The sequence below is a fragment of the Haloechinothrix salitolerans genome (assembly GCF_042662605.1).
Lineage (GTDB): Bacteria > Actinomycetota > Actinomycetes > Mycobacteriales > Pseudonocardiaceae > Haloechinothrix_A > Haloechinothrix_A salitolerans.
Window position 1 is genome coordinate 3,930,377 of sequence record NZ_JBHSXX010000001.1, and the last position, 25,791, is coordinate 3,956,167.

Here is a 25,791-nt window from a genome sequence, read left to right on the forward strand (position 1 = left end):
AGGGTCGTTGATGTCATGGCTCGTGTGATTCACGTTTTCCGTCATCCCGATCGGTTCGTCTCCGGCACGGTCGGCGAACCTGGCGACCGCACGTTCTACCTGCAGGCGAGCGAGGCGCCCAGGCTGATCAGCGTCACGCTCGAAAAACAACAGCTGCAGGTGCTCTCCGAGCGCCTGAACTCGCTGCTGGAAGAGGTGGCCAGCCGGTTCGACACCGAGGTGCCCGACGAGGCACCCGCCGAGATGGTCGACAACGACCCGTTGGAGGTCCCGGTCGACGAGGAGTTCCGGGTGGGCACCATGGGACTCGGCTGGGACGCCGAGTCCAGCTCCATCGTGATCGAACTGCTCGCCGTCACCGACGAGGAGGTCGACGAGACCGTCGTGCTCGACGACACCGAGGAGGGGCCGGACGCCGTTCGGGTGTTCCTCTCGCCCGGCTACGCGCGAGCCTTCGCCGAACGCGCCGAGCGCGTCGTCAACGCGGGCCGCAAGCCCTGCCCGCTGTGCGGCGAGCCGCTCGACCCGGAAGGCCACATCTGCCCAAGGCAGAACGGCTACCGCCGTGAGTCGGGTCTCCTCGAGGGCTGAGCCCGCTACTGTTGCGCCATGGACACCGCCGACGTCGACCTCGTCACGCACGGCGAGCTTGAGGTGGAGGGGCGTCTGCTCGACGCGTCCAACGCCACGCTGTACTGCTCGCTGCGACTCGACGGCCGCACTGCCAACGCGGTCTACAAACCCATCGCGGGGGAGCGTCCACTGTGGGATTTCCCCGACGGAACGCTCGCCGGACGCGAAGTGGCCACGTACGCGATCGCGACCGCGAGTGGCCTGGGCCGGGTGCCGCCGACGGTGTTGCGCGACGGCCCTCTCGGCGAGGGCATGGTGCAGCTCTGGATCGACTCAGGGCCCACGGAACTGGTCGACGTCGTCGCGCCGGATGACGTCCCAGAGGGCTGGCACGTGGTGCTGCACGCCCACGACCGGTTCGGCACGCCCGTGGTGCTGGCCCACTCCGCCAGGCACGATGTCGCGGAACTCGCGCTGCTGGACGTCATCGTCAACAACACGGACCGCAAGGGTGGGCATGTACTGCTCGGCGCCGACGGCCAGGTTTACGGCGTCGACCACGGCATCTGCCTGCATGCCGACCCCAAGTTGCGGACGGTGCTGTGGGGCTGGGCGGGCAAGCCGGTGCCGCCGGAGTCGGCGCGCAAACTAGAGCGGCTGCTCGACCTCCTCGACCACTCGCTTGGCGACACGCTGACCGAGCATCTGACCGACGCCGAGATCGACGCGCTGCGCGCCCGCACCCGTGACCTCCTCGACACAGGGGCGTTTCCCGCGCCGCACGACACCATCCGAGCGATTCCCTGGCCGTTGTTCTGACGTCGTCAGGTGCGCGACCGCTCATCCACCTGGAAACTGGGCTTATGCGCAGGTTCGATTTCCGTGACCGACTCACCGCGCCCCTCCCGGGCCCCCGCGACATGCTCCGGATCGCGCTGGAAGGCGGCTTCCGAGGTTCGACGGAAAACCGCGACCGGATTCCGGTACTGCGAACCGGCCTGCCTCCGGTGCCGCCTGGCGCGACAGCGTGGACCTGGGTGGGACACGCGACATACGTGGTACGCATCGGCGGAGCGTGCGTGCTCATCGACCCGGTGTGGTCAGACAAGATCCTCGGCACACCGCCCCGGTTGACCCCACCGGGCGTCGCGTGGTCCGAACTGCCCGACGTCGACGCGGTGCTGATCAGCCACGACCACTACGACCACCTGGACTGGCCAACCATCCGCAGGCTGCCCCGGTCGACACCGATCCTGGCGGGCAAGGGGTTGGGCAAATGGTTCACCCGGCGCGGGTTCCACACGGTGACCGAGCTGGACTGGTGGGAGTCGGCCGAGGTCGCGGGGCTGCGATTCGACTTCACCCCGACGCACCACTGGAGCAAACGCGGTCCGTTCGATACCTGCGCGACGCTGTGGGGCGGCTGGGTGATCACTGCTCCGGATGGCACTCGCACGTACCACGCGGGCGACTCCGGCTACGGTGAGCGGTTCGCCGAGGTCGGTAGGCGTTATCCCGGTATCGACGTCGCCATGATGCCGATCGGCGCGTACGAGCCACGCTGGTTTATGCGGAACCTGCACATGAACCCCGAGGAAGCGATCCGCGCACTGGACGACCTCGGCGCGCGGCGAATGGCGACGATGCACTGGGGCACGTTCGTGCTGACCAGGGAGCCAGTGGACGAACCTTTGCGGGTGATCCGTAAGGACTGGGCCGCGGCGGGCAAAGACCCGGACGATCTCTGGGCCCTGGCGGTCGGGGAGACGCGGATCGACTCGTAGCGCCTCGGAAAGGCATCGCCTGACGGCGTGGCGACGCCCGGACGACGTCGCACGCCGGTAACGTCACCGCCGTGCGTTCCCACAGCTACGGTGACGTCCTTTCCCGCAAGCGCAAGCGGACCGTGCCCGAGGTCGAGGCGGAGCCGGGTCTTGTCGTCGAGGATCCAGGCAGCGGGTTCTGCGGCGCGGTCATCCGGACCGAGCACGGCAACGTCATTCTGGAGGATCGCCACGGCGCTGAGCGTGCCTTCCCGCGGCACCCGGCTGGGTTTCTGCTGGAAGGCAAGCCGGTAACGCTGATCCCGCCGACCCACCGCACCGACACCACACCCGCCCGGTCCGCCTCTGGTTCGGTCCACGTCGGTCCGGTGCGCGCCCGCACCGCTCGGGACTCACGCATCTGGGTGGAAGGCACCCATGACGCCGAGCTCGTGGAGCGGGTATGGGGCCACGACCTGCGCGTCGAAGGCGTCGTCGTGGAACCGCTGCACGGCGTGGACGACCTCGCGGCCGCCATCGCTGAGTTCGGTACCGGTCCGGGCCGACGTCTCGGCGTGCTGGTGGACCACCTGGTCGACGGCAGCAAGGAGTCGCGCATCGTCGACGCCATCGCGGACGAGAACGTGCTGGTCACAGGCCATCCGTACGTGGACATCTGGCAGGCCGTGAAACCAGCGGCGGTGGGTATCCCGGCGTGGCCGGAGGTGCCGAGGGGAGTGCCGTGGAAGGACGGCGTCTGCGAGAAGCTGGGCTGGGGCGATCCCGCCGCGGGCTGGCGGCGAGTACTCGCGTCGGTGTCCAGTTTTCGCGACCTGGAGACACCACTGCTCGGGTCGGTCGAACGGTTGATTGACTTCGTGACCAACCCCGAACAAGATCACGCGTAGGTCACGGCGGCGGTAATCGCACGTGCCCCTAGCCGTTTTCTGACACGATGGAGCCATGGCAGCGCTGATCTGGTTAATCGCGGGCATCGCACTGTTCGCGGCCGAGGTGCTCTCGGGGGATCTGGTGCTGGTGATGCTCGGCACCGGTGCGCTCGCCGCCGCGGGGGCGACCGCGCTGACCGGAAGCCAGTACGCCGCGGTCGCGGTATTCGCGGTCACGTCCATCGGCTTGCTCGTGCTGGCCAGGCCCGCCCTCAAGCGCCGGTTCCTGCTCGGCCCCGGAGTGCGAACCAACGCCGAAGCCCTCGTCGGAGCCAGGGCGGTCGCCCTCTCCACTGTGGACTCACACCAGGGCAGGGTGAAGCTGGCTGGCGACGAGTGGTCCGCGCGCAGCTACATCGAAGGTCAGGTCATCGAACCTGGCACGACCGTCACGGTCGTCGAGATCGCGGGTGCGACGGCCGTCGTGTCGTCGGAACCATAGGAGCGAGTGTCAACATGCCCGCCCGCGCATACCGCACTACCGTGCGAACCAGCGATGCCGTCGGCGGGAACCAAACAGGGGAGTAGATAGAGCAGTGGAAGCGACAGCCCTCATCGTCTTGATCGTCATCGTCCTGTTCGTGGCGGTGGTGCTCTTCAAGGCGATCATGGTGGTACCGCAGGCGCAAGCCGCGGTCATCGAACGACTCGGAAAGTTCAAGGCGGTGGCGCCACCAGGGCTCAACTTCCTGGTGCCGTTCCTCGACAAGGTGCGTGCCCGCATCGACCTGCGTGAGCAAGTCGTCTCGTTCCCGCCGCAACCGGTGATCACCCAGGACAACCTCACCGTGTCGATCGACACCGTGGTGTACTTCCAGGTCACCGACTCGCGCGCGGCCGTGTACGAGATCTCCAACTACATCGTCGGTGTCGAGCAGCTGACGACGACCACGCTGCGCAACCTCGTCGGTGGGATGAGCCTCGAGGAGACCTTGACCTCGCGTGACCAGATCAACCAGCAGCTGCGCGGTGTGCTGGACGAGGCGACCGGCCGCTGGGGCATCCGTGTCGCGCGTGTCGAGCTGAAGGCGATCGACCCGCCACCGTCCATTCAGGACTCCATGGAGAAGCAGATGCGCGCCGACCGGGAGAAGCGCGCGATGATCCTCAACGCCGAGGGTGACCGGGAGTCCGCGATCAAGAAGGCGGAGGGTCAGAAGCAGAGTCAGATCCTGGCGGCGGAAGGCGCCAAGCAGGCGGCGATCCTGTCGGCGGAGGCAGAGCGGCAGTCCCGCATCCTGCGCGCCCAGGGTGAGCGTGCCGCCCGCTACCTGCAGGCGCAGGGCCAGGCGAAGGCGATCGAGAAGGTGTTCGCCGCGATCAAGGCGGGCAGGCCAACGCCGGAAGTGCTGGCGTATCAGTACCTGCAGACGTTGCCGCAGATGGCGCAGGGCGACGCCAACAAGGTGTGGCTGGTGCCCAGCGACTACGGCAAAGCCCTCGAGGGCTTCGCGCGCAGCCTCGGCAAGCAGGACGGAGACGGCGTCTTCCGCTACGAGCCGCCGGAGGAGACCACCGAGCCGCCGCACCTCGACGAGGACGAGGTCGCGAGCTGGTTCGACACCTCAACCGACCCCGAGGTCGCCGAGGCGGTGCGCGCCGCCGAGGCCGTCGCGCGCAAGGAAGTCGAAGGGCCGATGACCACTCCCGGCTCTGGCCCGGTGCCACCCGCCGTCGCCAAGACCCTCAAGGGCGACCCGAGCGAGGCGCAGAAGGTGCTGGGGGAGAAGCCGGACAACGAGGCCCAGCAGCCCCCGAACCCACCCCGACCGCCCGCGAGCGGCGGCGGGCCGCAGGGTGGTCCGCCGCCCGGCTACAGCCAGCCCTAACGACGTCGCACACGGGTGGCGGTCGGATTCTCCGGCCGCCACCCGTGTGCGCGTTGTGTCCTGCACTCTCGACACTGTATTGAGCATTCCCGACATCATGTCGCGCACTCCGGACACCCGGCCATCCGCGACATGCGCCGGTCTCGCCAAACCGGCATGCTGGCGACCATGGACATCGCACGAGCACAAGAGACCCTCGCCCACAGGCATCGCGCGGTACTGGCGACCGCGCGTGCGGACGGCTCGCCTCAACTGTCACCAGTGCTCGTGGCCCTGGATGCCTCGGGCACACCCGTGATCAGTACCCGCGCGCCCGCGTACAAGGTGCGCAACGTCCGCCGCGACCCGCGTGTGTCGCTATGCGTGCTGCCCGACGAGTTCTTCGGCGACTGGATGCAACTCGACGGCACCGCGGACATCGTCGAGCTCCCCGAGGCGATGGACGGCCTCATCGAGTACTACCGCACGATCTCCGGCGAACACCCGAACTGGGACGAATACCGCGAAGCCATGCGCTCCGAACAGCGGGTGTTGCTCCGGATCACGCCGACCCGAGCGGGTCCCGACCGGGCGGGATAACGCGCCAAAGATCGTGTCGTGGGCGGAAAACCGGCCGACACTGTCGGTGTCCTGCGGCAGACTGGTCCCACAACCCCGACTCTCAAGGGACCACTTTCATGACCAACGCGATTGTGGCAGAGGGGCTCGTCAAGCGATTCAGCGAAACAACCGCGCTTGACGGGATCGACCTCGCCGTTGAAGCAGGCACTGTGTTCGGCTTGCTCGGGCCCAACGGAGCAGGCAAGACGACGGCCGTGCGCATCTTGGCGACCCTGCTCAAACCGGACGCCGGTCAGGCGACCGTCGGCGGCTATGACGTCGTACGGCAGGCCCATCAGGTGCGCCAACTCATCGGCATGACCGGGCAGTACGCCTCGGTCGATGAGACGTTGACGGGTGCGGAGAACCTGCTGCTGATCGGCAGGCTGCTCGGCGTCCCGCGACGTGAGGCGAAGCACCGAGCCCGTGAGCTGCTCGATCGGTTCCACCTGACGGAAGCCGCCGACCGTGCGGTCAAGGGGTACTCCGGCGGCATGCGCAGGCGACTCGACCTCGCCGCCAGCCTCGTCGGCCGACCGCGATTGCTGTACCTGGACGAACCGACGACCGGCCTCGACCCCCGCAGCAGGCTGGAACTGTGGGACCTGATCCGCCACCTCGTCGCGGAAGGCGTCACGGTGCTGCTCACCACGCAGTACCTTGATGAAGCGGACGCGCTCGCGGACGAGATCGCCGTCGTCGACCACGGCAAGGTCATCGAAACCGGCACACCGAATGAGCTCAAGGCCAAGATCGGCGCGCAGTCCCTAGCCGTGCGACCGACGGACGCCTCGGCGCTGGCCACGGTGCGTGGCATCATCAGCGAGCTCACCGGTGTCGAACCCGACGTGCGGGGACTGCTGGTCACCGCGCCCGTCACCGGCCATGACGTTCTTTCTAGCGCGGTGCGGAGGTTGGACGACGAGGGCATCGCGGTCACCGAACTAGCGTTGCGGAGCTCCAGTCTGGACGAAGTGTTCCTGTCGCTGACCGGACACCCCGCGGAGCAAACCGGCAACGGTCAGGTATCAGACAGGGAGGTGTCGGCATGACAGCGCCGGAGTTGTCGCCGCGGGTCACGCCGATCGAGGGATTGCGGCAGACGCTGACGCTGGCCTGGCGCACCGTCGTCCAGGTGCGTCACAACCCGTGGGAAATGAGCGATTTCAGCATCCAGCCGATTATGTTCGTGCTGCTGTTCACGTACGTCTTCGGCGGTGCGATCGCGGGGGATACCCAGCGGTACCTGACGTTCATGCTGCCCGGCATGCTGGTGATGAACATGCTGTTCGTGACGCTCTACGTTGGACAAGGGCTTAACACGGACCTGACGAAGGGCGTGTTCGACCGGCTGCGTTCGCTGCCGATCGCGCGCTGGGCACCGCTGGCGGGACGCATCACGGCCGATCAGGTGAAACAGTTGTGGTCGATCGTCCTGGTGCTTGGTGTCGGCGCGATCCTGGGCTTCCGCGTCGAGACCAACATCGCGGGGCTTCTCGGTGCCGTGCTGTTGTTGCTCGCGTTCGCACTGGCGTTCTCCTGGGTAGCCGTGCTGGTGGGTGTGATGGCCAAGGACCCGGAACGGGTGCAGATCTTCGGCTTCACCGCGCTGTTCCCGGTCACCTTCGTCAGTAACGTCTTCGTGCCGACACACACGATGCCGGGGTGGCTGCAACCGTTTGTCGACGTCAATCCGGTGAGCATTCTCGCGGACGCCTGCCGCGGCCTGATGATCGGCGGCGAGGTCGCGCAGCCGGTGTTGGGGTCGCTGCTATGGGCGCTCGCGATCGTGCTCGTGTTCGCGCCGCTGTCGGTGTGGGCGTTCAAACGTCGTGTCTGAGCGAGGGGAGCGGCTGAGACTTACGGAGGGTTCATGTACCTGGAGAACGTGATCGTCGACGCCGTCGAACCGCGGCGGCTGGGCCGGTTCTGGGAGGCGGTGGTCGGTGGTGAGCGGCTCACCGACGAGCCTGATGGCTTCGAGACCCGACTCACCATCGAGGGCGGACCGGTGCTGGACTTGTGCTTCCAGCGAGTTCCCGAACCGCCTTCCGAGCCGCTGCGGCTCCACCTCGACCTTCTCGGCGGAGCTCGCCAGACCAGCGAAGTCGACCGCCTGCTCGGGCTAGAGCGTGTCTCCCGATTCATCGGGCGAGCATGACGGTGGCGGCGAGGAGTACGCCGCCGAAGTAGGTCCGCGCGTACTTGTCGTAGCGGGTCGCGATTCCGCGCCACTGCTTGAACCGGCCGAAACCGCGCTCGACGGTGTTGCGCTGCTTGTAGAGCTCGGGGTCGAAACCCGGTGGCCGACCACCGGCGGACCCCTTGTCCTTACGGCGTTTGGCCTGGTCGGAGCGCTCGGGGATGGTGTGCCGGAGGCGTCGCCGCCGCAGTTCGCGGCGAGTCGACGGGTGTGAGTAGGCCTTGTCCGCCAGCAGGCGATCCGGCCGGTGCCCGGTCGCGGCCAGGGCCTCGAGCAACGGCGCCAGGCGCGGATTGTCCCCGGCTTGCCCGGCGGACAGCAGCATGGCCACCGGGCGGACACCGGAGGTGACCAGGGCGTGGACCTTGGTGGTCAATCCGCCGCGCGAACGACCGATCGCGTGGTCGTCCGGCTCGGAAATCTTGTCATTCGACCTGGCCCCCTGTGTGGTCCGCGGAGGGCGCGCCGGCGGCATGCTGGTGCGCCCGCACGACGGTGGAGTCCACCGACAGCAACCAGTCCAGCTTGCCCGTATCGGCGTGGTCGGACAGCACATGCTCGAAGATCCGCTCGTACGTGCCGTCGCTTGACCAGCGGCGATGCCGCTTCCACAAGGTCTGCCAGGGGCCGAACTCAGCGGGCACATCACGCCACGGCGATCCGGTGCGAAAGCGCCACGCGATCGCTTCCAGCACCTGACGGTGATCACGCCAGCGCGCACCACGCCGCCCAACATCAGACGGCAACACCGGCTCGATCGACTCCCACAACTCGTCCGTGATCACACCAGTTCTGATCATTCACCGATCATCAGCGAACCACCGGCCGATATTCGGGAGACACGCCCTAGGCGCACGACACCTCGACATCGGCCAGGGCGATGTGCCCTGGGTGGTACTCGCCGATCCTGAAGACAATCCCTGCTGCGTGATGGAGCACCGGGCAGCGTACGTCGACACCGGCCCGATCGCGGCGCTCCCGCTCGACTCCGCCGACCCAGACAGCGACGGGGAGTTCTGGTCATGGCTGACCGGCTGGATTGACGCTCCTGGGGTCGCGCCTCGAACGTTGCGCCACCCGTCGCTGCGAGGTCCGCTCCTCGAACTATGCCCTGAGCCAGCTCCCAAGGGCACGGCCAAGAATCGGATGCACCTCGACATCCGGCTTGAGGCCGGAGACAACCCCGACGAAGTCGCGGCAGGCATCGCCGAACGCGGCGGCCGCGAGCTCCACCCCGCCTGGGGCGAAGTGCCGTGGCGGATCTATGCCGACCCGTCGGGCAACGAGCTGTGCGTGCTGCCGGCTCGGTCGTGAGGCACGGTCACGCAGATTCAATCGTGACCTAGCGCCGGCACATCGAGGCGACTGGCCGGATAACTGGCAACCTAGCCCGTTCCGCCAGATATGCACATTGACTTATGCAGGTAAATACCTGCATAATTCTGGTGTGAACGGTGAGACGAGGGAGATGGACCAGGCCTTCAAGGCGTTGGCCGACTCAACTCGACGACTGCTGCTAGACAGACTTCGAGAGTGACCCGCCCCGGCGTGTCTGGAGGCTTCGTCTTGTGAGGAGGATGGAGTCATGGCACGTCGGTCGAGCTATCCGCAGGAGTTGCGTGAGCGCGCGGTGCGGCTGGTGGCCGAATCGCGCGGGAACTATGACACCGAGTGGGCCGCGATGGGCGCGGTCGCGACGAAGCTGGGCATCGGTAGCACCGAGACGCTGCGTAAGTGGTGTCGTCAGGCCGAGATCGACGCTGGGCAGCGTCCGGGGACGACGAGTGAGGAATCGGCCGAGCTCAAGCGGCTGCGGGCCGAGAACCGCGAGCTGAAGCGGGCTAACGAGATTCTGCGGTCGGCGTCGGCTTTTTTCGCGGCCGAGCTCGACCGGCCCTCGACACGCTGGTGAGGTTCATCGAGACCCACAAGGACGCGGTGGGACTCGAGTCGCAGCTGCGGTGGGGTGTCGAGCCGATCTGTCGCGTGTTGTCCGAGCATGGGATTCCGATCGCCCCATCGACCTACTACGAGGCCCGCAAGCGGGGCCCGAGCAGGCGCCAGCAGACCGATGAACAGCTCATTCCCGAGATCACACGAGTGCATGCGCAGAACTACGGCGTCTACGGTGCGCGCAAGGTCTGGCTGATGCTCAACCGCGAGGGAATCACGGTGGCCCGGTGCACGGTTGAGCGGCTCATGCATGACCTCGGGCTCGAAGGCGCCCGGCGCGGGCGCCGCACACCGCGCACCACCGTGTCTGATCAGAGTGCGCAGCGGGCCGCAGACCTGCTGCGGCGTGACTTCACCGCCGCGGCACCCAACACTCGTTGGGTCGCGGACTTCACCTACGTGGCCACCCACGGCGGCACGGTGTATGTCGCCTTCGTGGTTGATGTGTTCTCCCGCAAGATCATCGGCTGGCAGGCCTCGACCCGCATGCGCACCAGCCTGGTGCTGGATGCCCTGGAAATGGCGCTGTGGCACCGGGAATGCCACGGCCAGTTAGGGGATGGGCTGATCCTGCACAGCGACGCGGGTAGTCAATATACGTCGATCGCGTTCACCAACCGCCTCGCCGACGCCGGGGCACGGCCCTCGGTCGGCAGCGTCGGCGACGCCCTCGACAACGCGCTCGCCGAAACCACCATCGGGCTATACAAGACCGAACTCATCGACAACCACGGCCCCTGGCGCGGACTCAGCCAGGTCGAACTGGCCACATTGGAATACGTGGACTGGTACAACCACCGGCGCCTTCACGGCGCCTGCGACGACCTCACCCCCGCAGAAACAGAGGAGGCCTACCATCAACGCCACGCGACGTTAAATCCCGAAACAGCCCCAACACACTAACCCTCCCGACACGCCGGGGCGCTTCAAGAGCGCAACGGTCAGACGCTGCGAGAGCTGTGTGAACGCCTCGACATGGCACGCCAGTCGGCGACGCAGCACCTCGACATCCTCGAACGGGCCAACCTCGTCACGGTGGTGCGGCGCGGACGGGAACGGCTCCATTACCTCAATCCGGCACCGATTCACGAGATCGAGCAGCGCTGGATCTCTGGCTTCGACAGACCCCGACTACAGGCGATCAGTGCCATCAAGAGCCAGGCGGAGGAGTACGCCATGACCGAAACCACGTCCGTGCCGACCTATGTCTACGTCACCTATATCCACGCGAGCGCCGAACAGGTGTGGCACGCCCTCACCGACGCCGACCTGACGGCGCGCTATTGGGGACATGCCAACGTCTCCGATTGGCAGCCCGGTTCTACCTGGGAACACCGGCGTGTCGATGGCTCCGAACACGTCGACGCCTCCGGTCGGGTAGTGGAAGCGGAACCTCCGACGCGCCTTGTGATCACCTTCGAGGACTCCGACGAGGAACGACCGAACGGCCCCTCCGTCGTCACGTTCCTCGTCGAACCGCACGAGGGCATCGTCCGGCTGACCGTGACTCACGAGAACCTGCCCAACCACGAGATGTTCAACGGAATCGCGAACGGTTGGCCAGCCGTACTGGCCAACCTCAAGTCACTGCTCGAAACCGGAGACGTCCTCCCGCACGCGCCGTGGGACATGCCACGAACGAACGTCTGACCCGTCGTCATCACTATTCGAGGAGCATTCGTGACCGAAGCGCCCGCAACTCCGCTTGCCAAGAGCGTCGCCCTGTTCGAACGGTCCACCAACTACACGTTGGAGGCACTGTCCGGAATCACCGACGACGCGCTGACCCGGCCGACGCCGTGCACCGATTGGGACTTGCGAGCACTCCTGCTGCATCTCGCGGACGCGGCCGATGGCCTCGCGGATCTCGTCACCACGGGCGAACTGCGCCTCCCGACGCCGCCTCGATCCGACGATCCCGACCCGGTTTCGGTCGCGCACGACCGGATCCGACGGCTACTCGACGTCCTGGAAACGACGGTTCAGCGCCCCACGCTCACCGATGAGCAACTCGGGTGGGCTACCACTGCCGCACATGCTGGCGCGATCGAGTTCGTGGCACACGCCTGGGACAGCAACGTGGCTTGCGGCGAGGAACGTCCCATCCCCGCAAGACTGGCCACTGAACTCCTCGAGTTGGCCATGTCACTCATCGCCGACGACAGCAGGAAGCCGCGGTTCGGCCCCGTCGTCTCCGTTCCACCGACCGCCAGTCCGAGCGATCGTTTCATCGCGTTTCTAGGCCGACGCCCGGGTCTACGGGCGTAGGTCGAGGCGTCGCGCGGGGAGCGGGGACTACACGACTGACATTTCGTCACGTGACGAAACACTGTGCGCTGGTTCCGAACTCGTCGCCCGATGGGGCAGATGGTCCGGCGGGGCGGCACCCATGGTGTCAGGTGTCATAGGTGCACGCAGGGACGTGGATCTTGAGCACCTGTGGCTGCTCAGACGACACAGACGCTCAAGATCCACGCAGCCAGTCGGACACAGCGGTGTCGGAACGTCCTCAGCTACACCGTTCCACCTGAGCGCAGGGGAGAGCCATACTCACTGCGCACAGGATCTACTTAACATAATGTAGCTTATCGGCCTAATATCAGGAGTACGTCTTTGCTGCCTGACCTGGAATGCCCTGAGCGTCGAACACGCCGGACACAGTGTCGTGAGTGTCGAACACAACGCCCTGAATGCCAAACACAACGCCCTGAACGTCGGACACAACTCACGCGCGGAAACGCTCCGCCTGACTGGCGGCTTCGGCGACGTGTGACAGCAGCGTTCTCAGCTCGCTGGACGACGCACCGTCGTCCAGCGCGGTCAGGACGTCCTCTGTGGCGCAGCGCACCTGAAACAGCCGGTCCTGCAGATTCGCCACCTCGGCGCCGGACAGCACGACGGCGTCGTCAGGCAGCCCGCCACGTTGCACTGCGGTACGTCGCTCGTAGGCTCGCTGCCGGCACGCCTGCCCGCAGTACCGACGCCGCCGTCCGGCCACACTGGATTCCGGCAGCCGCGAACCGCACCACTCACAGTGCCGTGGCCGCCCATTCCCCTCTACCCCGCCGCCATATATTTCGTCACGTGACGAATCGAGGAGAGTGCCGCTGTTCATAGCATCCGACCTTAACCAGACATCCATCGCTCACCCGTAGGCCACGCCGAGACGGCACACTGGAGTCGTGACTTCGCGCTATCCCTACCTCGCGTCGCCAGTCCCGCGCGCCTTCGCGCACCGAGGCTGGCACATCGACGACCTGCACGGCATGGAGAACTCGCTGCCCGCGTTCCGCCGCGCCGCGGACGAGGGCTACCACCACATCGAGACCGACGTCCACGCCACGTCCGACGGCGTGCTCGTCGTCCATCACGACGACACCCTGGACCGCACGACCGACCGGTGCGGCTCGATCAACCAGCTCACCTGGTCGGAGGTGCGCCGCGCCAAGATCGGCGGCCAGGTGCCGGTCAGCAGGCTCGAGGACGTTCTCGAGGAGCTACCGAACGCGCACTTCAACGTCGACATCAAGACTGATGCCGCGGTGGAACCATTTTTGCGCACGATTCGGCGATGCAAGGCCGTGCACCGGGTCGCGGCGGCGTCGTTCTCCGCCAGGAGGCTCGCCAGGATCCGAAAGTTCGGCGGCCCCCAACTCGTGCAGGCGATGGACCCGGTCTCCGCGGGCATCGTCTGGGCGACCAGCAAGGTCCCGCTCGTTCCTCTTGGTTTCCTCGCCAAAGGCGCGATGGCGCAAGTCCCGTTGCGCCAGGGCAAACTCCCCGTGGTCTCCCCCGCGTTCGTCCGCCGCGCACACCGCATGGGCGCCGAGGTGCACGTCTGGACGGTCGACGACGCCCCGACCATGCGGAAATTGCTCGACATCGGCGTCGACGGCATCATCACCGACCGGCCAGACATCCTGCGCACCGTGCTGCGCGAACGCGGCGCGTGGCCGCACGGCGCTACGGACGAGGCGGCTTCCCCTCCCACGCCGCACGCCACGTCTTCGGACCAAGCCGACCCGAGTCATTGATCCCGTTGGCGCGCTGCAACGCCAGCACCGCCCGTTTGGTCTGGTCGCGGTAGCAGCCCGATCCGGTGAACGTGTAGCCGAGGTCGAACACGTTCATCCGCAGTTGGAAGTCCTTCAGCGGCACCGCGCAGTCACCATAGGCGTACACGACGCCCGGCCATGGCGGCATTTCCGCCGGCCCGGTATCGACGTCGGTGCCGTCTGGCAACGGCGGCAGCTCGCCTTCACCACCGATGTAGGCCGCGTCCTCATACGAGGGCACCACTTTGCTCCGCGCGTCGGCATCCTCCCGCAGGTTCAGGAAGTGCTTGTTCGCGCACTCCCACGGCTGCCAGCCGCGCATCCGGTACAGATACAGCGCGCGGTAGTCCTGCTCGGCGGGGCTGGCCTGGTGGGGCTTGCCGGTGCCGCCCACGCTGCGCCAGGTCGGCAAGTCGAACTGGTAGGCGCCGTAGTAGCCGGTCCCGGTGTTGATGTCATAGCGGTCGCTGGACTCGCACATGCGCAACCGCGCCCACTGCTCCCAGGTTGGATCCGAGGCCGCGGGCAGCGCTGTCACCACGCTCGCCGCCAGCGCGACCACGAGTACCACCGCACCCCGCTTGATGCGCGGGAGAACACGCCAGCCTCGGCCCATAGCCAGCACGGTAAGCAGGGGGCTTAACCACCACAAGAGTCACAACAAGCACATCAGCATCACACGCGACGAAAAGCACCCACCTGAGCGACACCGCCGAACGGATGCCGTCGTCCGGCGGTGTCCGTTCGGCGCGGCGTCCACATCGGGACTGCGAATTGGCCACGATCCTCCAGCAAGCGCCACGAGCTAGGGCGGCGCACAGTAATGTCTGCCCCACCAGACGAGACAACCCCTGACGAGGTGGCATGCACAGCGACCGTGTCGGCCCCGTTCCGGCGACCGACCCTCGAGCCCGCAAGCGCGAACAGCGCGGCTGGTACTTCTACGACTGGGCCAGCCAGCCGATGTACACGTCGGTCACGACAACCTTCGGCGCGCTGTTCCTCAACGCGCTGGCCACGGAAGACGCCAAACAGAACACCGCCCGCAACGGTCCGAATCCGTGCGTGATGCCGGATGGCAGCGAGAGCAGTCTGCACAGCTGCGACGTCAGCTTGTTGGGCTGGACGATGTCGGCGGGCGTGGTGTGGAACTACCTCGTCGCGGCGGCGTTGATCGCCCAGGTCATCGTCCTACCCATCACTGGGGCGATCAACGACCGCAGCCACAACCGCAAGGGCATCCTCGGTGCGCTCGCGTTCACCGGTGCGACATCGATCGGTCTGATGGTGTTCGCGGCTGGTGACAACTGGCAACTCGCCGCGTTGCTCTACCTGATCGGGCAGGTCGCTGCGGGCGCGTCGATCATCGTGTACTACTCGTTCCTGATCGACATCGCCGATCCCGACGAACGAGACGCCGTGTCGTCGCGCGGCTGGGCGCTTGGCTATCTCGGGGGCGCGCTCGCGCTGGCGATCCAGCTGATACTGGTGTTTCTGCATGACTCCGTCGGTCTCACGCAGGGTGAGGCGGTACGGATCGCGTTCCTGCTGTCCGGCCTGTGGTGGGCGGGCTTCACGCTGATCCCGTTGCGCCGCATCGTCCAACGCAGCGACCCGCCGCCACTCGTGCAAGGCCGTCCGGTACTGGTCAGCGGCTTCGTCGAACTGCGCGACACGGTGCGCGGGACCGTCGCGGTTCCGCTGACGCTGCTGTTTCTCGGCGCGTACCTGGTCTACAACGATGGCGTCGCGACGGTCATCAACGTCTCCGCGCAGTACGGCGACCAGCAGCTCGGGTTCGGCCCTGAGGTGCTGACGGTGACCATCCTCGTGGTCCAGCTGATCGCGTTCGTCGGCGCGTGGGCGCTCGGCAGGGTCGCCCTCCGCGTGGGCGCCAAACGCACCATCCTTGGATGTCTTGTGCTCTGGATCGGCGTCCTGATCGCCGCGTACAACTTGCAGCCAGGTGACAAACTGATGTTCTGGACGGTCGCGGCCGGCATCGGCTTCGTCCTCGGCGGCACCCAGGCGCTGTCCCGCTCGCTGTACAGCCAGCTCATCCCTCCGGGTAAGGAGGGCCAGTACTTCTCCCTTTACGAGATGACCGAGCGCGGAACGTCGTGGATGGGGCCGCTGCTGTTCGGGGTCATCGCCGATGCGACTGGCTCGTTCCGGCCCGCGATCATCGCGCTGACGGTGTTCTTCGTCGTCGGCTTCTGCCTGCTCGCACTGGTACCCGTACGCAGGGCGATCACGGCGGCGGGCAACCAGCCACCGGAGCTGCTCTAGGCCCATCCGCACCGTCGCACGACGCATGCGACCACTCAGCTACGGAGCGTTACTTGAGTGATGTCCCTCATGGCGGAGGTGTTGACCGCAACCGTTATCTGTCAAGCTGGCTAAGACAATGCTTAACCCAAACGGGGGTTATCCGCATGTCGAAGGGCACGACGTCATCACGTATGCGGTTCAGTGGCGTCTCAGTCCCGCAAGCTAGAACAACAGCGTGATGCGATGCATAGTGCGCTCCGACGGTGTACTCGGGAATCCTGACGGCCTGCCCACCGTTGCATAGGGTAAGCGCCGACAGGCTGACGCGAGCCTGAACAGAAAGGAACGACAACATGGCCGACCGTGTTCTCCGTGGCAGCAGACTGGGAGCGGTCAGCTACGAGACCGACCGCAACCACGACCTCGCGCCGAGGCGCACCGTCAGCTACGCCTGCCCCAAGGACCACGAGTTCGAGGTTCCGTTCTCGGACGACGCCGAGATCCCCTCAGTCTGGGAGTGTCGGCTGCACGGTACCGAGTCGAAGATCATCGACGGCTCCGAGGAGGAGCAGAAGAAGGCCAAGCCAGCACGGACCCACTGGGACATGCTGCTGGAGCGCCGCACCATCGGTGAGCTTGAGGAACTGCTCGACGAGCGCCTGACCGAGCTGAAGGAGCGCCGTTCCCGCAGTGCCTGATGCTTGACCGGCGTGCGTGCCTACGCACGCCGTGCTCCGCGATCGGCCCCGCATCGGCGTAGACACGGTGAAGGCCCCGCAGCGACCTGCTGCGGGGCCTTCACCGTGTGCTGGCGACCGTTACCGTTTCAGACGTCGCAGCAGCCCGGAGACCTGTTCACCGCGCCGGCGCAACCCCCAGCGGCCGACCTGCAACACCGCTTCGAGCACGATGTCCTTGCTCATCTTCGACTGCCCCAGCTCGCGTTCGGTGAACGTGATCGGCACCTCGGCGACGGTGAACCCCGACCGCACCGTGCGCCAGGCGAGGTCGATCTGGAAGCAGTAGCCCTGCGAGGCGATATCGTCCAGCGGCAGCTTCTCCAGCACCGACGCCCGGTACGCCCGGAAGCCCGCCGTGATGTCGCGAATGCTGACGCCGAGGGCGAGCCGGGAGTACAGGTTGCCGCCGCGCGAGAGCAGCTGCCGCCGCTTCGGCCAGTTCACCACCCTGCCGCCGGGCACGTAGCGCGAGCCCAGCACCAGGTCGGCGCCCTGAAGCGCGGCCAGGACGCGCGGCAGGTCCTCCGGCGCGTGCGAGCCATCGGCGTCCATCTCGACGAGCGTGGCGTACTGCCGTGCCAGCCCCCAGCGGAATCCCGCGATGTAGGCGGCGCCGAGCCCTGCTTTCTCGGTGCGGTGCAGCACGTGCACCCGCTCGTCGTCCGCCGCGAGCTCGTCGGCCAGCTCTCCAGTGCCGTCAGGGCTGCCGTCGTCGACGACCAGCACGTGCGCCGCGGGCACGGTCTCGAGAAGGCGTTCGATGACGCCGCCCAGTGTGTCGCGCTCGTTGTAGGTCGGGATCACCACCAACACGGGTGTCGTGGTGTCACCGATTTCGCTCATGGACTCCTCCCCGACTCGGCCCGGCCGCTGGATCCTCTCGAGGAACCGCGGCCACGGACCCGCCACCCTATCCGACCCAGCAACGCGGCAAGTCCGGCACCGATGATGATCCACTCCGGCCACGCGCCGACGACCGTGGCGATGGTGGTGGTATCGCGCAACGGGATGTCGGCCACGAGCGAGTCCGGGGTGTAGAGACCGGTCTCCTGGAGCACGCTGCCGTCCGGCGCGACGATAGCGCTCACCCCACTGGTCGCCGCGACGACGGCCGCCCTGCCGTGCTCCACCGCGCGCAACCGGGACATCGACAGCTGCTGGTAGGTCATCTCCCCCGGCCCGTACCAGGCGTTGTTGGTGGGGATGACCAGCAGCTCTGCCCCGTCGCGCACCGCGTCACGCAGCACATAGTCGTAGGCGACCTCGTAGCAGATCGCCAGCCCCGCCCGCACCTCACCGGCGTCGAGCACGGCGGGGCCGCTCCCCCAGCGCATGTCGGCGGTGTTGTCCAGGAACGGCGTGAACCACGCCGCGATCGGGCGCAGCGGCACGTACTCCGCGAACGGCACCAGTTCCTGCTTGGCGTAGCGACCGTCCTGCCCGGTCTCCGGATCCCAGGAGATGACGGCGTTCTCCGACTTGCCGTCGTCGCGGCCGTAGAGCGCACCGATCAGGGCGGGGACACCGAAACCTTCCACCATGGCGTCCAGTCCGGGGTCCTCGCCTACGACGGCGGTGGCGGTCTCGGGCCACACGACGAGGTCCGGCCGCGGCTGTTCGCCTGACTCGATGGCCGCCTGGAGTCGTTCGCTCTCGGCGAGGTGGTTGCGGCGGAGGACGTCGCGCATGCCGAGCAAATCGAGGCCGACATTGGGGGCGTTGCCCTGCACGGCGGCGACCGTGACGGTGCCGGACGTCGACGCGGTGCCGATGAACGGCCACATGATCCCGCCTGCGGCGACCGGGACGACGACGGCGAGCGCGGCGATCGCGAGCGCCCGGCCCCGCGCGCGGTCGGCGACGGCGAGCACCAGCCGGGCGAGGCCGAATCCGGTGAGGACCACGGCGAAGGTAACTAGCGGGACACCACCGAGCGCGGCCAACGACGTGAACACGCCTTCCGGCTGGCTGTAGGCGACCCGCCCCCATGGGAAGCCGTTGAGCGGCACCGCACCGCGCGCGGTTTCGAATACGAGCCACAACGCCGCCATCCACACCGGCCCACCGCGCAGCGGCGCGACCACGGCCATCGCCGCTCCCGCCAACGCCGCGAACAACGCGACGATCGTGCTCAGCGCCAGCCACGGCGCGAGACCGAGCTGTGCGCCGAGGAAGTCGTTGATCCAGACCAGGTGCGGCAGCGTGAACGCGAGCCCGAACACCAGCCCGAGCCCGAACCCGGCGCGGGCGCGCCTGCCGTGCAGCACCAGCCCCAGCCCGGCGAACGCCAGCGGGGCGAGCCACCACAGCTCGCGCGGCGGGTGGCTCAGAAACAGCAGCACACCGGACGCGGCGGCGGCCAGCACCAGTCCGGCGACCGGCAGCAGCCGCGCGCGGCTTGGCGCTGGCGACGTCTGCTGGGCGGCAGCGCTCATGGTGTCGGTCATGACGACTCGTAGATGGTCACGCCCGCCCGCACGGTCCGCATGCAGCGTGGCAGCGGGTCGTCCGGGCCGAGCGCGGGCAGCGGTGGCACGCGGGAGCGCGGGTCGGTAGACCAGCGCTGCACCCGCGAGTCAGCGGCGGCGACGTGCAGCTCGCCCGCGTCCCACACGGCGTAGTGCGCGGGCGCGCCGGGCACAAGGCTGCCGCTGACGCCGTCGTTGACGCCTGCCGCCCGGTGCCCACCCCTGGTGTGGGCGTTGAACGCGGCGCGGGCGGACAGTGAGTGGCGGGGTGTGCGGTGGGCCGCGGCAGCGCGCACGCTGGCCCACGGGTCGATCGGCGTGACCGGCGCGTCGGAGCCGCCCGCGAGCAGCACGCCGGTGGCGGCGAGCATCGCGAACGGGTTCATCAGCTCGGCGCGGTCGGCACCCAGGCGCTGGACGTACATGCCGTTCTCGCCACCCCACAGCGCGTCGAACCGCGGCTGCACCGACGCGGTGACGTTCCACGCGGCGAGCTGGGCGGCCTGATCTTCGTCGATCATCTCGACGTGTTCGAGGCGGTGCCTGCCCGCGACGATGGCGCGCCTGCCGCGTTGGCGTTCCGCCTCGGCGAACCCGGCGATGATCTCGGACAGCGCGGCGTCGCCGATGACGTGGAACCCGGCCTGCAATCCGGCGTCGGTGCAGGCGATGACGTGCGCGGCGATCTGCTCGGCGTCGAGGTAGCGCTCCCCGATGCCGCCCGCGTCGGTGTACGGCTCGTGCAGACACGCGGTGCGCGAGCCGATGGCGCCATCGGCGAACAGGTCACCCGCGAGGCCCCGCGCGCCGAGCTCCTTGGCGCGCAGCACCACGTCGGTGCTGTCCTCGGAAGTGGCGAGCTCGCCCCAGTACGGCACGACGTCCGGCAGACCGGGGTCTTCCGCGAGGTCGATGAGCGCGGCGAGATCGGCCTGGCCGCTGATGTCCGGTCCGGCGCACTCGTGGACGCTGACGATGCCGTGCGCGGCGGCGGTGTCGAGGAACGCGCGCTGCGCGGTGGCCCGCTGCTCAGGGGCGATGTTGTGGCGAACCATGGCGCGCACGTGGTGGTGCGCGGCGGCCGTGAGCGGACCGTCCGGGGTGTAGCCGCCGACGTCGGTGACGTCGGGCGCGAGGTCGAGCAGCGCGGTGGAAACCAGCGCGGAGTGAACGTCTATGCGGCTCAGGTAGGTGGGCACCGCGCCAACGGCGTCGTCGATGTCGGCCCTGCTCGGCAGCCGCGGCGACATCCAGGTGGTCTCGTCCCAGCCGTGCGCGATCAGCACCCCGCCCGGTGGCACGTCGCGCGCGGCGTCGGCGATAGCGGCCAGCAGCTCACCCGCGTCCCGGACCCGCTCCAGGTCGACGCCCGACAGGTGCAGTCCGGTAGCGGTGGCGTGCACGTGGGCGTCGACGAAGGCGGGCGCGACGAACGCGCCGTCCAGCTCGATCTCCTCGGCGTCCGGGTGTAACGCGCGACCGGGACCGTCCTGGCCCACCCACACCACGGTGCCGTCCGTGACGGCCATCGCGGTCGCGTCGGGTGAGCTGGGTGAGTGAATCCGTCCGCCGGTCAGCAGGGTCGTATCGGTCACGAGTGCAGTTTGCCTTGTCGCAGCTCAGCGGCGCAGGGCCGGTCGTTCCGCATCACAGCACGATCACGCAACGCCGCAAGATTTGCGTTCTTAACTCAGTATGACAGGATTATTTGTGTTACTCGCCCCCATAAGGAGGAGAACACATGACCGCCGTTGCCGGGCCAGAACAGGCCGTCACCAGCGATCAGCACCTGGAGCAGCCCTACGTCTACCGGCGCAGAGAGCTGACCGAGCCCGACTGGCGCCGCTTCCCCGGCTGGGCCGACGTCACCGAGGCGCAGTGGCGCGACGCGCAATGGCAGCGGGTGAACTGCGTGCGCAACATCAAGCAGCTCAGGAAGGTGCTCGGTGACACCGTCGATGAGCGCTTCTACGAGGACTTGGCGGCCGACCAGCAGGACATGGCGACCATGTCGATGCTGCTGCCGCCGCAGATGCTCAACACCATGGCGCCGGAGGCCAGCGGAGGCGAGCTCACCGACGCGCTGTTCGCGGACCCGATCCGGCACTACATGATGCCGGTGCGCTCCGACCGCGACCCGCGCTGGCCGTCGCACCCGCACGCCGAGCGCGACTCGCTGCACGAGGCGGAGATGTGGGTGGTCGAGGGCCTGACCCACCGCTACCCCACCAAGGTGCTCGCCGAGCTACTGTCGACGTGTCCGCAGTACTGCGGGCACTGCACGCGCATGGACCTGGTGGGCAACTCGACGCCGCAGATCGACAAGCACAAGCTCGCGCTCAAACCGGTGGACCGGCAGGACGCGATGATCGACTACCTCAGAAACACTCCCGGTGTCCGGGACGTCGTCGTCTCTGGGGGTGACGTCGCGAACGTGCCGTGGCACCAGCTGGAGTCGTTCCTGATGCGGCTGCTCGACGTCGAGACGGTGCGTGACATCCGGCTCGCCACCAAGGCGCTGGCCGGTCTGCCGCAGCACTGGCTGCAGCCGAAGGTCGTCGAGGGCATGGAGCGGGTCGCCCGCACGGCGGCGCGGCGCGGCGTGAACCTGGCGATCCACACCCACGTCAACCACGTGCAGTCGGTGACGCCCCTGGTCGCGGAGGCGGCGCGGGCGATGCTCGACGTCGGCGTGCGCGACGTCCGTAACCAGGGTGTGTTGATGCGCGGGGTGAACGACACCTCGGACGCGCTACTCGACCTGTGCTTCGCGCTGCAAGGCGAGGCCAGCATCCTGCCGTACTACTTCTACATGTGCGACATGATCCCGAACTCGGAGCACTGGCGCGTCGCGGTGTGGGAGGCGCAACGGCTACAGCACTCGATCATGGGGTACCTGCCGGGCTACGCGACACCGCGCATCATCTGCGACGTGCCGTACGTCGGGAAGCGTTGGGTCCACCAGGTCGCGGAGTACGACCGCGAGCGCGGCATCTCGTACTGGACGAAGAACTATCGCACCGGCATCGAGCTGGACGACCCGGAGGCGCTGGAGCGCCGCTATGAGTACTACGACCCCATCTCGACGCTGCCGGAGTCGGGCCAGCGCTGGTGGGCAGAGCACGGCGCGAGCTGAGCCGGTGCGGTGGCAGACGCCTTCACCGCAGCGAAGACGTCTGTCACCGCACGAGCAGCGCCCGTGTGGATGGATCTTGAGGCGTCCCAACGATCCGTATCGCCACGAAGCCTCATGATCGTCATGCCCGACCCCGACTTCGGGCATGACGGTCAGGACGCTCAGCCGAACGCCGACTTGATGCCGTCGAACAGCCCGCCCGACTCCTTCTCGCCGGACTGCTCGCCCTCAGCGGACGATGCGTCGTCCTGGCGCGGCTGCTTACCGGGACGCCCGTCTGGGCCCTTACCGTCCGGCCCCTTACCGTTCGGCGGCTTGTCCCCCGGCGGCCCTTTCGGCGGCTCGCCGTTGCCCGGCGGGTCGGTCGGAATGCCAGCGATTTCCTTGATCGCGGCACGTAGCCGAGGATAGGTGCCGCACCGGCACATGTTCTCGATGGCGTCGATGTCGGCGTCGGTCGGCTTGGGCTTGCGCCGCAACAGCGAGACGGCCGCCATGATCTGGCCAGGCTGGCAGAACCCGCACTGACCGACGTCGGCGTCGACCCACGCCTGCTGCACCGGGTGCAGCTCGTCGCCGTTGGCCAGCCCCTCGATGGTGGTGACCTCTTGGCCCTGGCACTCCGAGACCGGCACGACGCACGGCTGAATCTCGTCGCCGTTGAGATGGCTGGTACAGGCACGGCACAGGCCGACGCCACAGCCGTACTTCGGGCCGGTGATGCCGAGCTTGTCCCGCAACACCCACAACAACGGCATGTTCTCGTCGGCGTCAACCTGGACCTGCTCGCCGTTGACGCGAAATGTGTGCTTCTTCGGCACGAAAGTCTCCTCTAGTGGTTGATCGGGAAGCTACGGGGCCTTGTGCCGGTCGCCCTGGCGTACGCGTTCGCCACCGCACCCGCCGCGGCAGGCAGGGCCAGTTCGCCCGCGCCACCTGGCTCCCAATCCGTGCGAATGAGGTGGACCTCGAACCGCGTCGGGGAGTCGCCCTGCTTCGTCCAGTGGTAGTCGCCGTAGCTGCTCTCCCGTACCGCGCCGTTGTCGATGTGCACACCCGCTTGCAGGATCGTGGCGATTCCGTCCATCGTGGCGCCCATCAGCTGCGCCTCAAGGCCCTTCGGGTTGACCACCTGACCGACGTCGGCGGCGATGAACGCCTTGGTGACCCTCGGGTTCGCCTTGTCCGTCGCGTTGATCTCGACGACGCACGCGGCGTGCGAGCGGTACTCCGAGTGATAGCCAACCCCCAGCGCGTGCCCTGGCGGCAGCTTCCTACCCCAGCCGGCCACCTCGGCGACCTTCGTCAGCACGGCTTTGCCGGAGTCCGCCTTGGCCACCTGACGCCGAAACTCGAGCGGGTCTTTGCCCATCCGCTCCGCGAGTTCGTCCATGATGACTTCCTCGGCCGCGCGCACCGTGCCCGAGAACACCGATCGGAAGCTGCTCGTGGGGATGTCGAGCCGCACTTCCTGCAGTGTGTGGTTCACGATGCCGACGTGGTACGGCATCGACTGGGAGGCGGTGAAGTAGTACTGGCTCGCGCCGCCTTCCACGGTCTGCGCCAACGTCGACGTCAGCGCCTCGCCGAGACCGTGATCGAAGTCGAGCCCGACACCGGTGACCCGGTGCTCGAAGGACAGCACCTCCCCCTTGGTGTAGCTGGCCCTGATCTTCTGGTGATACGCGGGACGCATCCTGCCGTGCTTCATGTCATCCTCGCGGGTCCGCATCAGCTTGACCGGGCGACCGATCGCCTGCGACACCCGTGCTGCCTCAAGACCCACATCCGCGAACAGCCTGCGCCCGAACGAGCCGCCAGCACGGGTCACATGCACTGCGACGGCATCACGGCTGAGGCCGAGTTCCGTTGCGATGGCGCCTTGCGCCCAGATCGGTGTCTGCGAGGGCATCCACACCTCGGCCGTGCCGTCACCGGGCACCGATGCGACCGCGCTTTCGACTTCCATCGGCGCGTGATTGACGAACGCGAAGTCGAAACTCGCGTCCAGATGCCTGCCGCGCAATTTCGGCGCGGCGAGCGGATGGGACGCATTCTTCAGTTTCTTACGAATGTCCGAATCCGACACATTGTCGATCGGGCCCGGATTCCAGGAAATCTCCAGCGCGTCCTTGGCACGAATCGCGTCATAAAACGTCTCCGCGCTCACCGCGACACCGGTGGGAATCTCGGTGACCGCGACGACACCAGGCATGGCCCTCGCCTTCGCGTCATCGACAGCGCCAACGGTGCCATTGATCGTCGGTGGCCGTGCCACCACCGTCGGCAGTGCGCCTTCGATGTTCAGATCCATGGCGTACCGCGCCTTGCCCGTCACGACGTCGCGGGCGTCCGTCCTGGTGACCGGGGTGCCGACCACTGTGTACTCGGACGCGGGCTTCGGTTCGCCGTTACCGGATTCCTCCCGTGCCGCGGCCGACAGTTCCCCGTAGCTGAGGGTGCGCCCGTCGGGGGCATGCACCGCCGAGTCGTTCGTGGTCAACCGCTCGGCGGGCAGGTCCCACTGCTTCGCCGCCGCGTTGACGAGCCGCGCACGCGCATCAGCCGCCATCCGCCGCACCGGGTCCCACAGCACCCGCATCGTCGTCGACGCGGCGGTGATCTGGTTGAAGTGCAGCGCTGGCCGGGAATCGGCCAGCTCGACGTCGACGTCATCGAGCCTGGCGTCCATTTCCTCGGCGAGGACCATCGCGATCGAGGTCGAGATGCCTTGACCAACCTCGACCCTCGGCAGCTCGAACCGCACCCTGGTGTCCTCGGTGACCTCGAGGACCATCAGGTGGGTCGTCGGCATGCTGGCCAGGCGGATCACCTCGCCGAGGTCCGCGACCTCCTCCAGCGACGGCAGGCTCGGCACCGCTGACGCCTCGGTCAACGCATCGAACCCGAACCGCCCCGCGACAGTGAGCGTTGGGGCGGCGACAAGGAACGTCAGGAACTTTCGCCGCCTCAGCCCACGACCCTTGTCCTGGGCTGCTGGCTCCGGTTCAGCCATCCAATCTCCTCTCAAAACGCCAAAAAACACGAGATGTCAGCGTCAATGGCAAGCAAGCATTTCGTCACCCGACCGGGTGCGTCACGCATCTAATCGCATGTCGCGTTTCGTTGTCGCCACACAACGAACTTTCTCGGCATGGCACCGGTTTTTCTTGTAGCTAGCGCAAAACATCCGGAGGCGCTCTCGATCGCCATCGTGGCTGTCGCTACCCTGCGCCGAGACATCTGCGAT

24 protein-coding genes and 3 pseudogenes are annotated in these 25,791 nt (G+C 67.4%); 19 read left to right on the plus strand and 8 right to left on the minus strand.

The features are described from left to right. Positions 1-15: 15 nt before the first annotated feature. From ACFQGD_RS18640 to ACFQGD_RS18685, 10 genes are all read left to right on the plus strand, one after another. A complete protein-coding gene (locus ACFQGD_RS18640) occupies positions 16-591 on the plus strand; it encodes a DUF3090 domain-containing protein (RefSeq protein WP_345393343.1) in 576 nt (191 codons plus the stop codon). 18 nt (positions 592-609) lie between these two features. After that, positions 610-1,392 (plus strand): SCO1664 family protein, encoded by a 783-nt coding sequence (locus ACFQGD_RS18645; RefSeq protein WP_345393340.1) that lies wholly within the window; start codon positions 610-612, stop codon positions 1,390-1,392. A gap of 44 nt (positions 1,393-1,436) precedes the next feature. Further along, entirely contained in the window at positions 1,437-2,357 is a 921-nt protein-coding gene (locus tag ACFQGD_RS18650) for an MBL fold metallo-hydrolase (protein WP_345393337.1), read from the plus strand. A gap of 71 nt (positions 2,358-2,428) precedes the next feature. Next, a complete protein-coding gene (locus tag ACFQGD_RS18655; protein ID WP_345393334.1) occupies positions 2,429-3,244 on the plus strand; it encodes a DUF3097 domain-containing protein in 816 nt (271 codons plus the stop codon). A 55-nt stretch (positions 3,245-3,299) separates the two neighbouring features. Beyond that, positions 3,300-3,728 (plus strand): NfeD family protein, encoded by a 429-nt coding sequence (locus ACFQGD_RS18660; protein ID WP_345393331.1) that lies wholly within the window; start codon positions 3,300-3,302, stop codon positions 3,726-3,728. A 94-nt stretch (positions 3,729-3,822) separates the two neighbouring features. Continuing rightward, entirely contained in the window at positions 3,823-5,115 is a 1,293-nt protein-coding gene (locus tag ACFQGD_RS18665; RefSeq protein ID WP_345393329.1) for an SPFH domain-containing protein, read from the plus strand. A 168-nt stretch (positions 5,116-5,283) separates the two neighbouring features. Then, on the plus strand, positions 5,284-5,694 hold the full coding sequence (locus tag ACFQGD_RS18670) for a PPOX class F420-dependent oxidoreductase (protein WP_345393326.1): 411 nt from the start codon (positions 5,284-5,286) through the stop codon (positions 5,692-5,694). A gap of 98 nt (positions 5,695-5,792) precedes the next feature. Beyond that, complete coding sequence (locus tag ACFQGD_RS18675; RefSeq protein WP_345393323.1) at positions 5,793-6,767, plus strand: ATP-binding cassette domain-containing protein; 975 nt, start codon at positions 5,793-5,795, stop codon at positions 6,765-6,767. After that, entirely contained in the window at positions 6,764-7,555 is a 792-nt protein-coding gene (locus tag ACFQGD_RS18680) for an ABC transporter permease (RefSeq protein WP_345393320.1), read from the plus strand. The genes ACFQGD_RS18675 and ACFQGD_RS18680 overlap by 4 nt, the downstream gene beginning before the upstream one ends. A gap of 33 nt (positions 7,556-7,588) precedes the next feature. Next, on the plus strand, positions 7,589-7,876 hold the full coding sequence (locus tag ACFQGD_RS18685; protein ID WP_345393317.1) for a VOC family protein: 288 nt from the start codon (positions 7,589-7,591) through the stop codon (positions 7,874-7,876). Here ACFQGD_RS18685 and ACFQGD_RS18690 read toward each other — a convergent pair. Next, positions 7,860-8,718: pseudogene (locus tag ACFQGD_RS18690) on the minus strand (IS5 family transposase). The gene ACFQGD_RS18685 and the pseudogene ACFQGD_RS18690 overlap by 17 nt on opposite strands. On the opposite strand from ACFQGD_RS18690, the gene ACFQGD_RS18695 reads away from it, so the two are divergent. The 5 genes and pseudogenes from ACFQGD_RS18695 to ACFQGD_RS18715 all read left to right on the plus strand — a co-directional run bounded on the left by ACFQGD_RS18695 (position 8,696) and on the right by ACFQGD_RS18715 (position 12,139). Then, positions 8,696-9,232, plus strand: a complete 537-nt coding sequence (locus ACFQGD_RS18695) for a VOC family protein (RefSeq protein WP_390221077.1) — start codon at positions 8,696-8,698, stop codon at positions 9,230-9,232. The pseudogene ACFQGD_RS18690 and the gene ACFQGD_RS18695 sit on opposite strands and share 23 nt — an antisense overlap. Positions 9,233-9,503: 271 nt before the next feature. After that, a protein-coding gene (locus ACFQGD_RS18700) for an IS3 family transposase (protein WP_345398866.1) occupies positions 9,504-10,774 on the plus strand; the annotation gives its coding sequence in 2 pieces (ribosomal slippage) (positions 9,504-9,786 and positions 9,786-10,774; 1,272 coding nt in all). Positions 10,775-10,804: 30 nt separating this feature from the next. Beyond that, positions 10,805-10,900: pseudogene (locus ACFQGD_RS18705) on the plus strand (helix-turn-helix domain-containing protein); the annotation flags it as partial. A gap of 9 nt (positions 10,901-10,909) precedes the next feature. Next, entirely contained in the window at positions 10,910-11,521 is a 612-nt protein-coding gene (locus ACFQGD_RS18710; protein ID WP_390183393.1) for an SRPBCC family protein, read from the plus strand. Between the two features lie 30 nt (positions 11,522-11,551). Beyond that, entirely contained in the window at positions 11,552-12,139 is a 588-nt protein-coding gene (locus ACFQGD_RS18715) for a TIGR03086 family metal-binding protein (protein WP_345402958.1), read from the plus strand. A gap of 457 nt (positions 12,140-12,596) precedes the next feature. Here the strand turns inward: ACFQGD_RS18715 and ACFQGD_RS18720 are convergent, their stop codons facing one another. Beyond that, positions 12,597-12,986, minus strand: coding sequence for a hypothetical protein (locus ACFQGD_RS18720; protein ID WP_345402955.1), 390 nt, complete (start codon positions 12,984-12,986; stop codon positions 12,597-12,599). A 67-nt stretch (positions 12,987-13,053) separates the two neighbouring features. On the opposite strand from ACFQGD_RS18720, the gene ACFQGD_RS18725 reads away from it, so the two are divergent. Next, positions 13,054-13,905, plus strand: coding sequence for a glycerophosphodiester phosphodiesterase (locus ACFQGD_RS18725; protein ID WP_345402952.1), 852 nt, complete (start codon positions 13,054-13,056; stop codon positions 13,903-13,905). Here the strand turns inward: ACFQGD_RS18725 and ACFQGD_RS18730 are convergent. Then, positions 13,835-14,542, minus strand: a complete 708-nt coding sequence (locus ACFQGD_RS18730) for a transglycosylase family protein (protein WP_345402949.1) — start codon at positions 14,540-14,542, stop codon at positions 13,835-13,837. The genes ACFQGD_RS18725 and ACFQGD_RS18730 overlap by 71 nt on opposite strands. Before the next feature lie 248 nt (positions 14,543-14,790). Between ACFQGD_RS18730 and ACFQGD_RS18735 the strand changes: the two genes are divergently transcribed. Both ACFQGD_RS18735 and ACFQGD_RS18740 read left to right on the plus strand, forming a co-directional pair. Next, positions 14,791-16,215 (plus strand): MFS transporter, encoded by a 1,425-nt coding sequence (locus ACFQGD_RS18735; protein WP_345402946.1) that lies wholly within the window; start codon positions 14,791-14,793, stop codon positions 16,213-16,215. A 335-nt stretch (positions 16,216-16,550) separates the two neighbouring features. Then, the gene (locus ACFQGD_RS18740; RefSeq protein ID WP_345402943.1) at positions 16,551-16,895 is read left to right on the plus strand and encodes an RNA polymerase-binding protein RbpA; all 345 of its coding nucleotides are present in this window, start codon (positions 16,551-16,553) and stop codon (positions 16,893-16,895) included. Between the two features lie 120 nt (positions 16,896-17,015). Here the strand turns inward: ACFQGD_RS18740 and ACFQGD_RS18745 are convergent, their stop codons facing one another. From ACFQGD_RS18745 to ACFQGD_RS18755, 3 genes are read right to left on the minus strand one after another with little or no spacing between them, the layout of a single operon-like run. After that, positions 17,016-17,780, minus strand: a complete 765-nt coding sequence (locus ACFQGD_RS18745) for a polyprenol monophosphomannose synthase (RefSeq protein WP_345402941.1) — start codon at positions 17,778-17,780, stop codon at positions 17,016-17,018. Further along, entirely contained in the window at positions 17,777-19,384 is a 1,608-nt protein-coding gene (gene lnt, locus ACFQGD_RS18750; RefSeq protein ID WP_345402938.1) for an apolipoprotein N-acyltransferase, read from the minus strand. The genes ACFQGD_RS18745 and lnt overlap by 4 nt, the downstream gene beginning before the upstream one ends. Continuing rightward, on the minus strand, positions 19,381-21,000 hold the full coding sequence (locus tag ACFQGD_RS18755; RefSeq protein ID WP_345402935.1) for an amidohydrolase: 1,620 nt from the start codon (positions 20,998-21,000) through the stop codon (positions 19,381-19,383). Before ACFQGD_RS18755 ends, lnt begins: the two co-directional genes overlap by 4 nt. A 146-nt stretch (positions 21,001-21,146) precedes the next feature. On the opposite strand from ACFQGD_RS18755, the gene ACFQGD_RS18760 reads away from it, so the two are divergent. Further along, complete coding sequence (locus ACFQGD_RS18760; RefSeq protein ID WP_345402932.1) at positions 21,147-22,541, plus strand: KamA family radical SAM protein; 1,395 nt, start codon at positions 21,147-21,149, stop codon at positions 22,539-22,541. A 374-nt stretch (positions 22,542-22,915) separates the two neighbouring features. Here ACFQGD_RS18760 and ACFQGD_RS18765 read toward each other — a convergent pair. Together ACFQGD_RS18765 and ACFQGD_RS18770 are read right to left on the minus strand one after the other, a co-directional pair. Further along, positions 22,916-23,362: pseudogene (locus tag ACFQGD_RS18765) on the minus strand ((2Fe-2S)-binding protein); the annotation flags it as partial. An 11-nt stretch (positions 23,363-23,373) separates the two neighbouring features. Next, the gene (locus ACFQGD_RS18770) at positions 23,374-25,557 is read right to left on the minus strand and encodes a xanthine dehydrogenase family protein molybdopterin-binding subunit (protein WP_345402929.1); all 2,184 of its coding nucleotides are present in this window, start codon (positions 25,555-25,557) and stop codon (positions 23,374-23,376) included. Positions 25,558-25,791: the final 234 nt, after the last annotated feature.

Coding starts and splice junctions, on each gene's coding strand:
- ACFQGD_RS18680 (WP_345393320.1), top strand. CDS start 6,764: ATGACAGCGCCGGAGTTGTCGCCGCGGGTCACGCCGATCGAGGGATTG.
- ACFQGD_RS18735 (WP_345402946.1), top strand. CDS start 14,791: ATGCACAGCGACCGTGTCGGCCCCGTTCCGGCGACCGACCCTCGAGCC.
- lnt (WP_345402938.1), bottom strand. CDS start 19,384: ATGACCGACACCATGAGCGCTGCCGCCCAGCAGACGTCGCCAGCGCCA.
- ACFQGD_RS18720 (WP_345402955.1), bottom strand. CDS start 12,986: ATGAACAGCGGCACTCTCCTCGATTCGTCACGTGACGAAATATATGGC.
- ACFQGD_RS18650 (WP_345393337.1), top strand. CDS start 1,437: ATGCGCAGGTTCGATTTCCGTGACCGACTCACCGCGCCCCTCCCGGGC.
- ACFQGD_RS18740 (WP_345402943.1), top strand. CDS start 16,551: ATGGCCGACCGTGTTCTCCGTGGCAGCAGACTGGGAGCGGTCAGCTAC.
- ACFQGD_RS18760 (WP_345402932.1), top strand. CDS start 21,147: ATGACCGCCGTTGCCGGGCCAGAACAGGCCGTCACCAGCGATCAGCAC.
- ACFQGD_RS18770 (WP_345402929.1), bottom strand. CDS start 25,557: ATGGCTGAACCGGAGCCAGCAGCCCAGGACAAGGGTCGTGGGCTGAGG.
- ACFQGD_RS18640 (WP_345393343.1), top strand. CDS start 16: ATGGCTCGTGTGATTCACGTTTTCCGTCATCCCGATCGGTTCGTCTCC.
- ACFQGD_RS18685 (WP_345393317.1), top strand. CDS start 7,589: ATGTACCTGGAGAACGTGATCGTCGACGCCGTCGAACCGCGGCGGCTG.
- ACFQGD_RS18645 (WP_345393340.1), top strand. CDS start 610: ATGGACACCGCCGACGTCGACCTCGTCACGCACGGCGAGCTTGAGGTG.
- ACFQGD_RS18745 (WP_345402941.1), bottom strand. CDS start 17,780: ATGAGCGAAATCGGTGACACCACGACACCCGTGTTGGTGGTGATCCCG.
- ACFQGD_RS18670 (WP_345393326.1), top strand. CDS start 5,284: ATGGACATCGCACGAGCACAAGAGACCCTCGCCCACAGGCATCGCGCG.
- ACFQGD_RS18660 (WP_345393331.1), top strand. CDS start 3,300: ATGGCAGCGCTGATCTGGTTAATCGCGGGCATCGCACTGTTCGCGGCC.
- ACFQGD_RS18675 (WP_345393323.1), top strand. CDS start 5,793: ATGACCAACGCGATTGTGGCAGAGGGGCTCGTCAAGCGATTCAGCGAA.
- ACFQGD_RS18730 (WP_345402949.1), bottom strand. CDS start 14,542: ATGGGCCGAGGCTGGCGTGTTCTCCCGCGCATCAAGCGGGGTGCGGTG.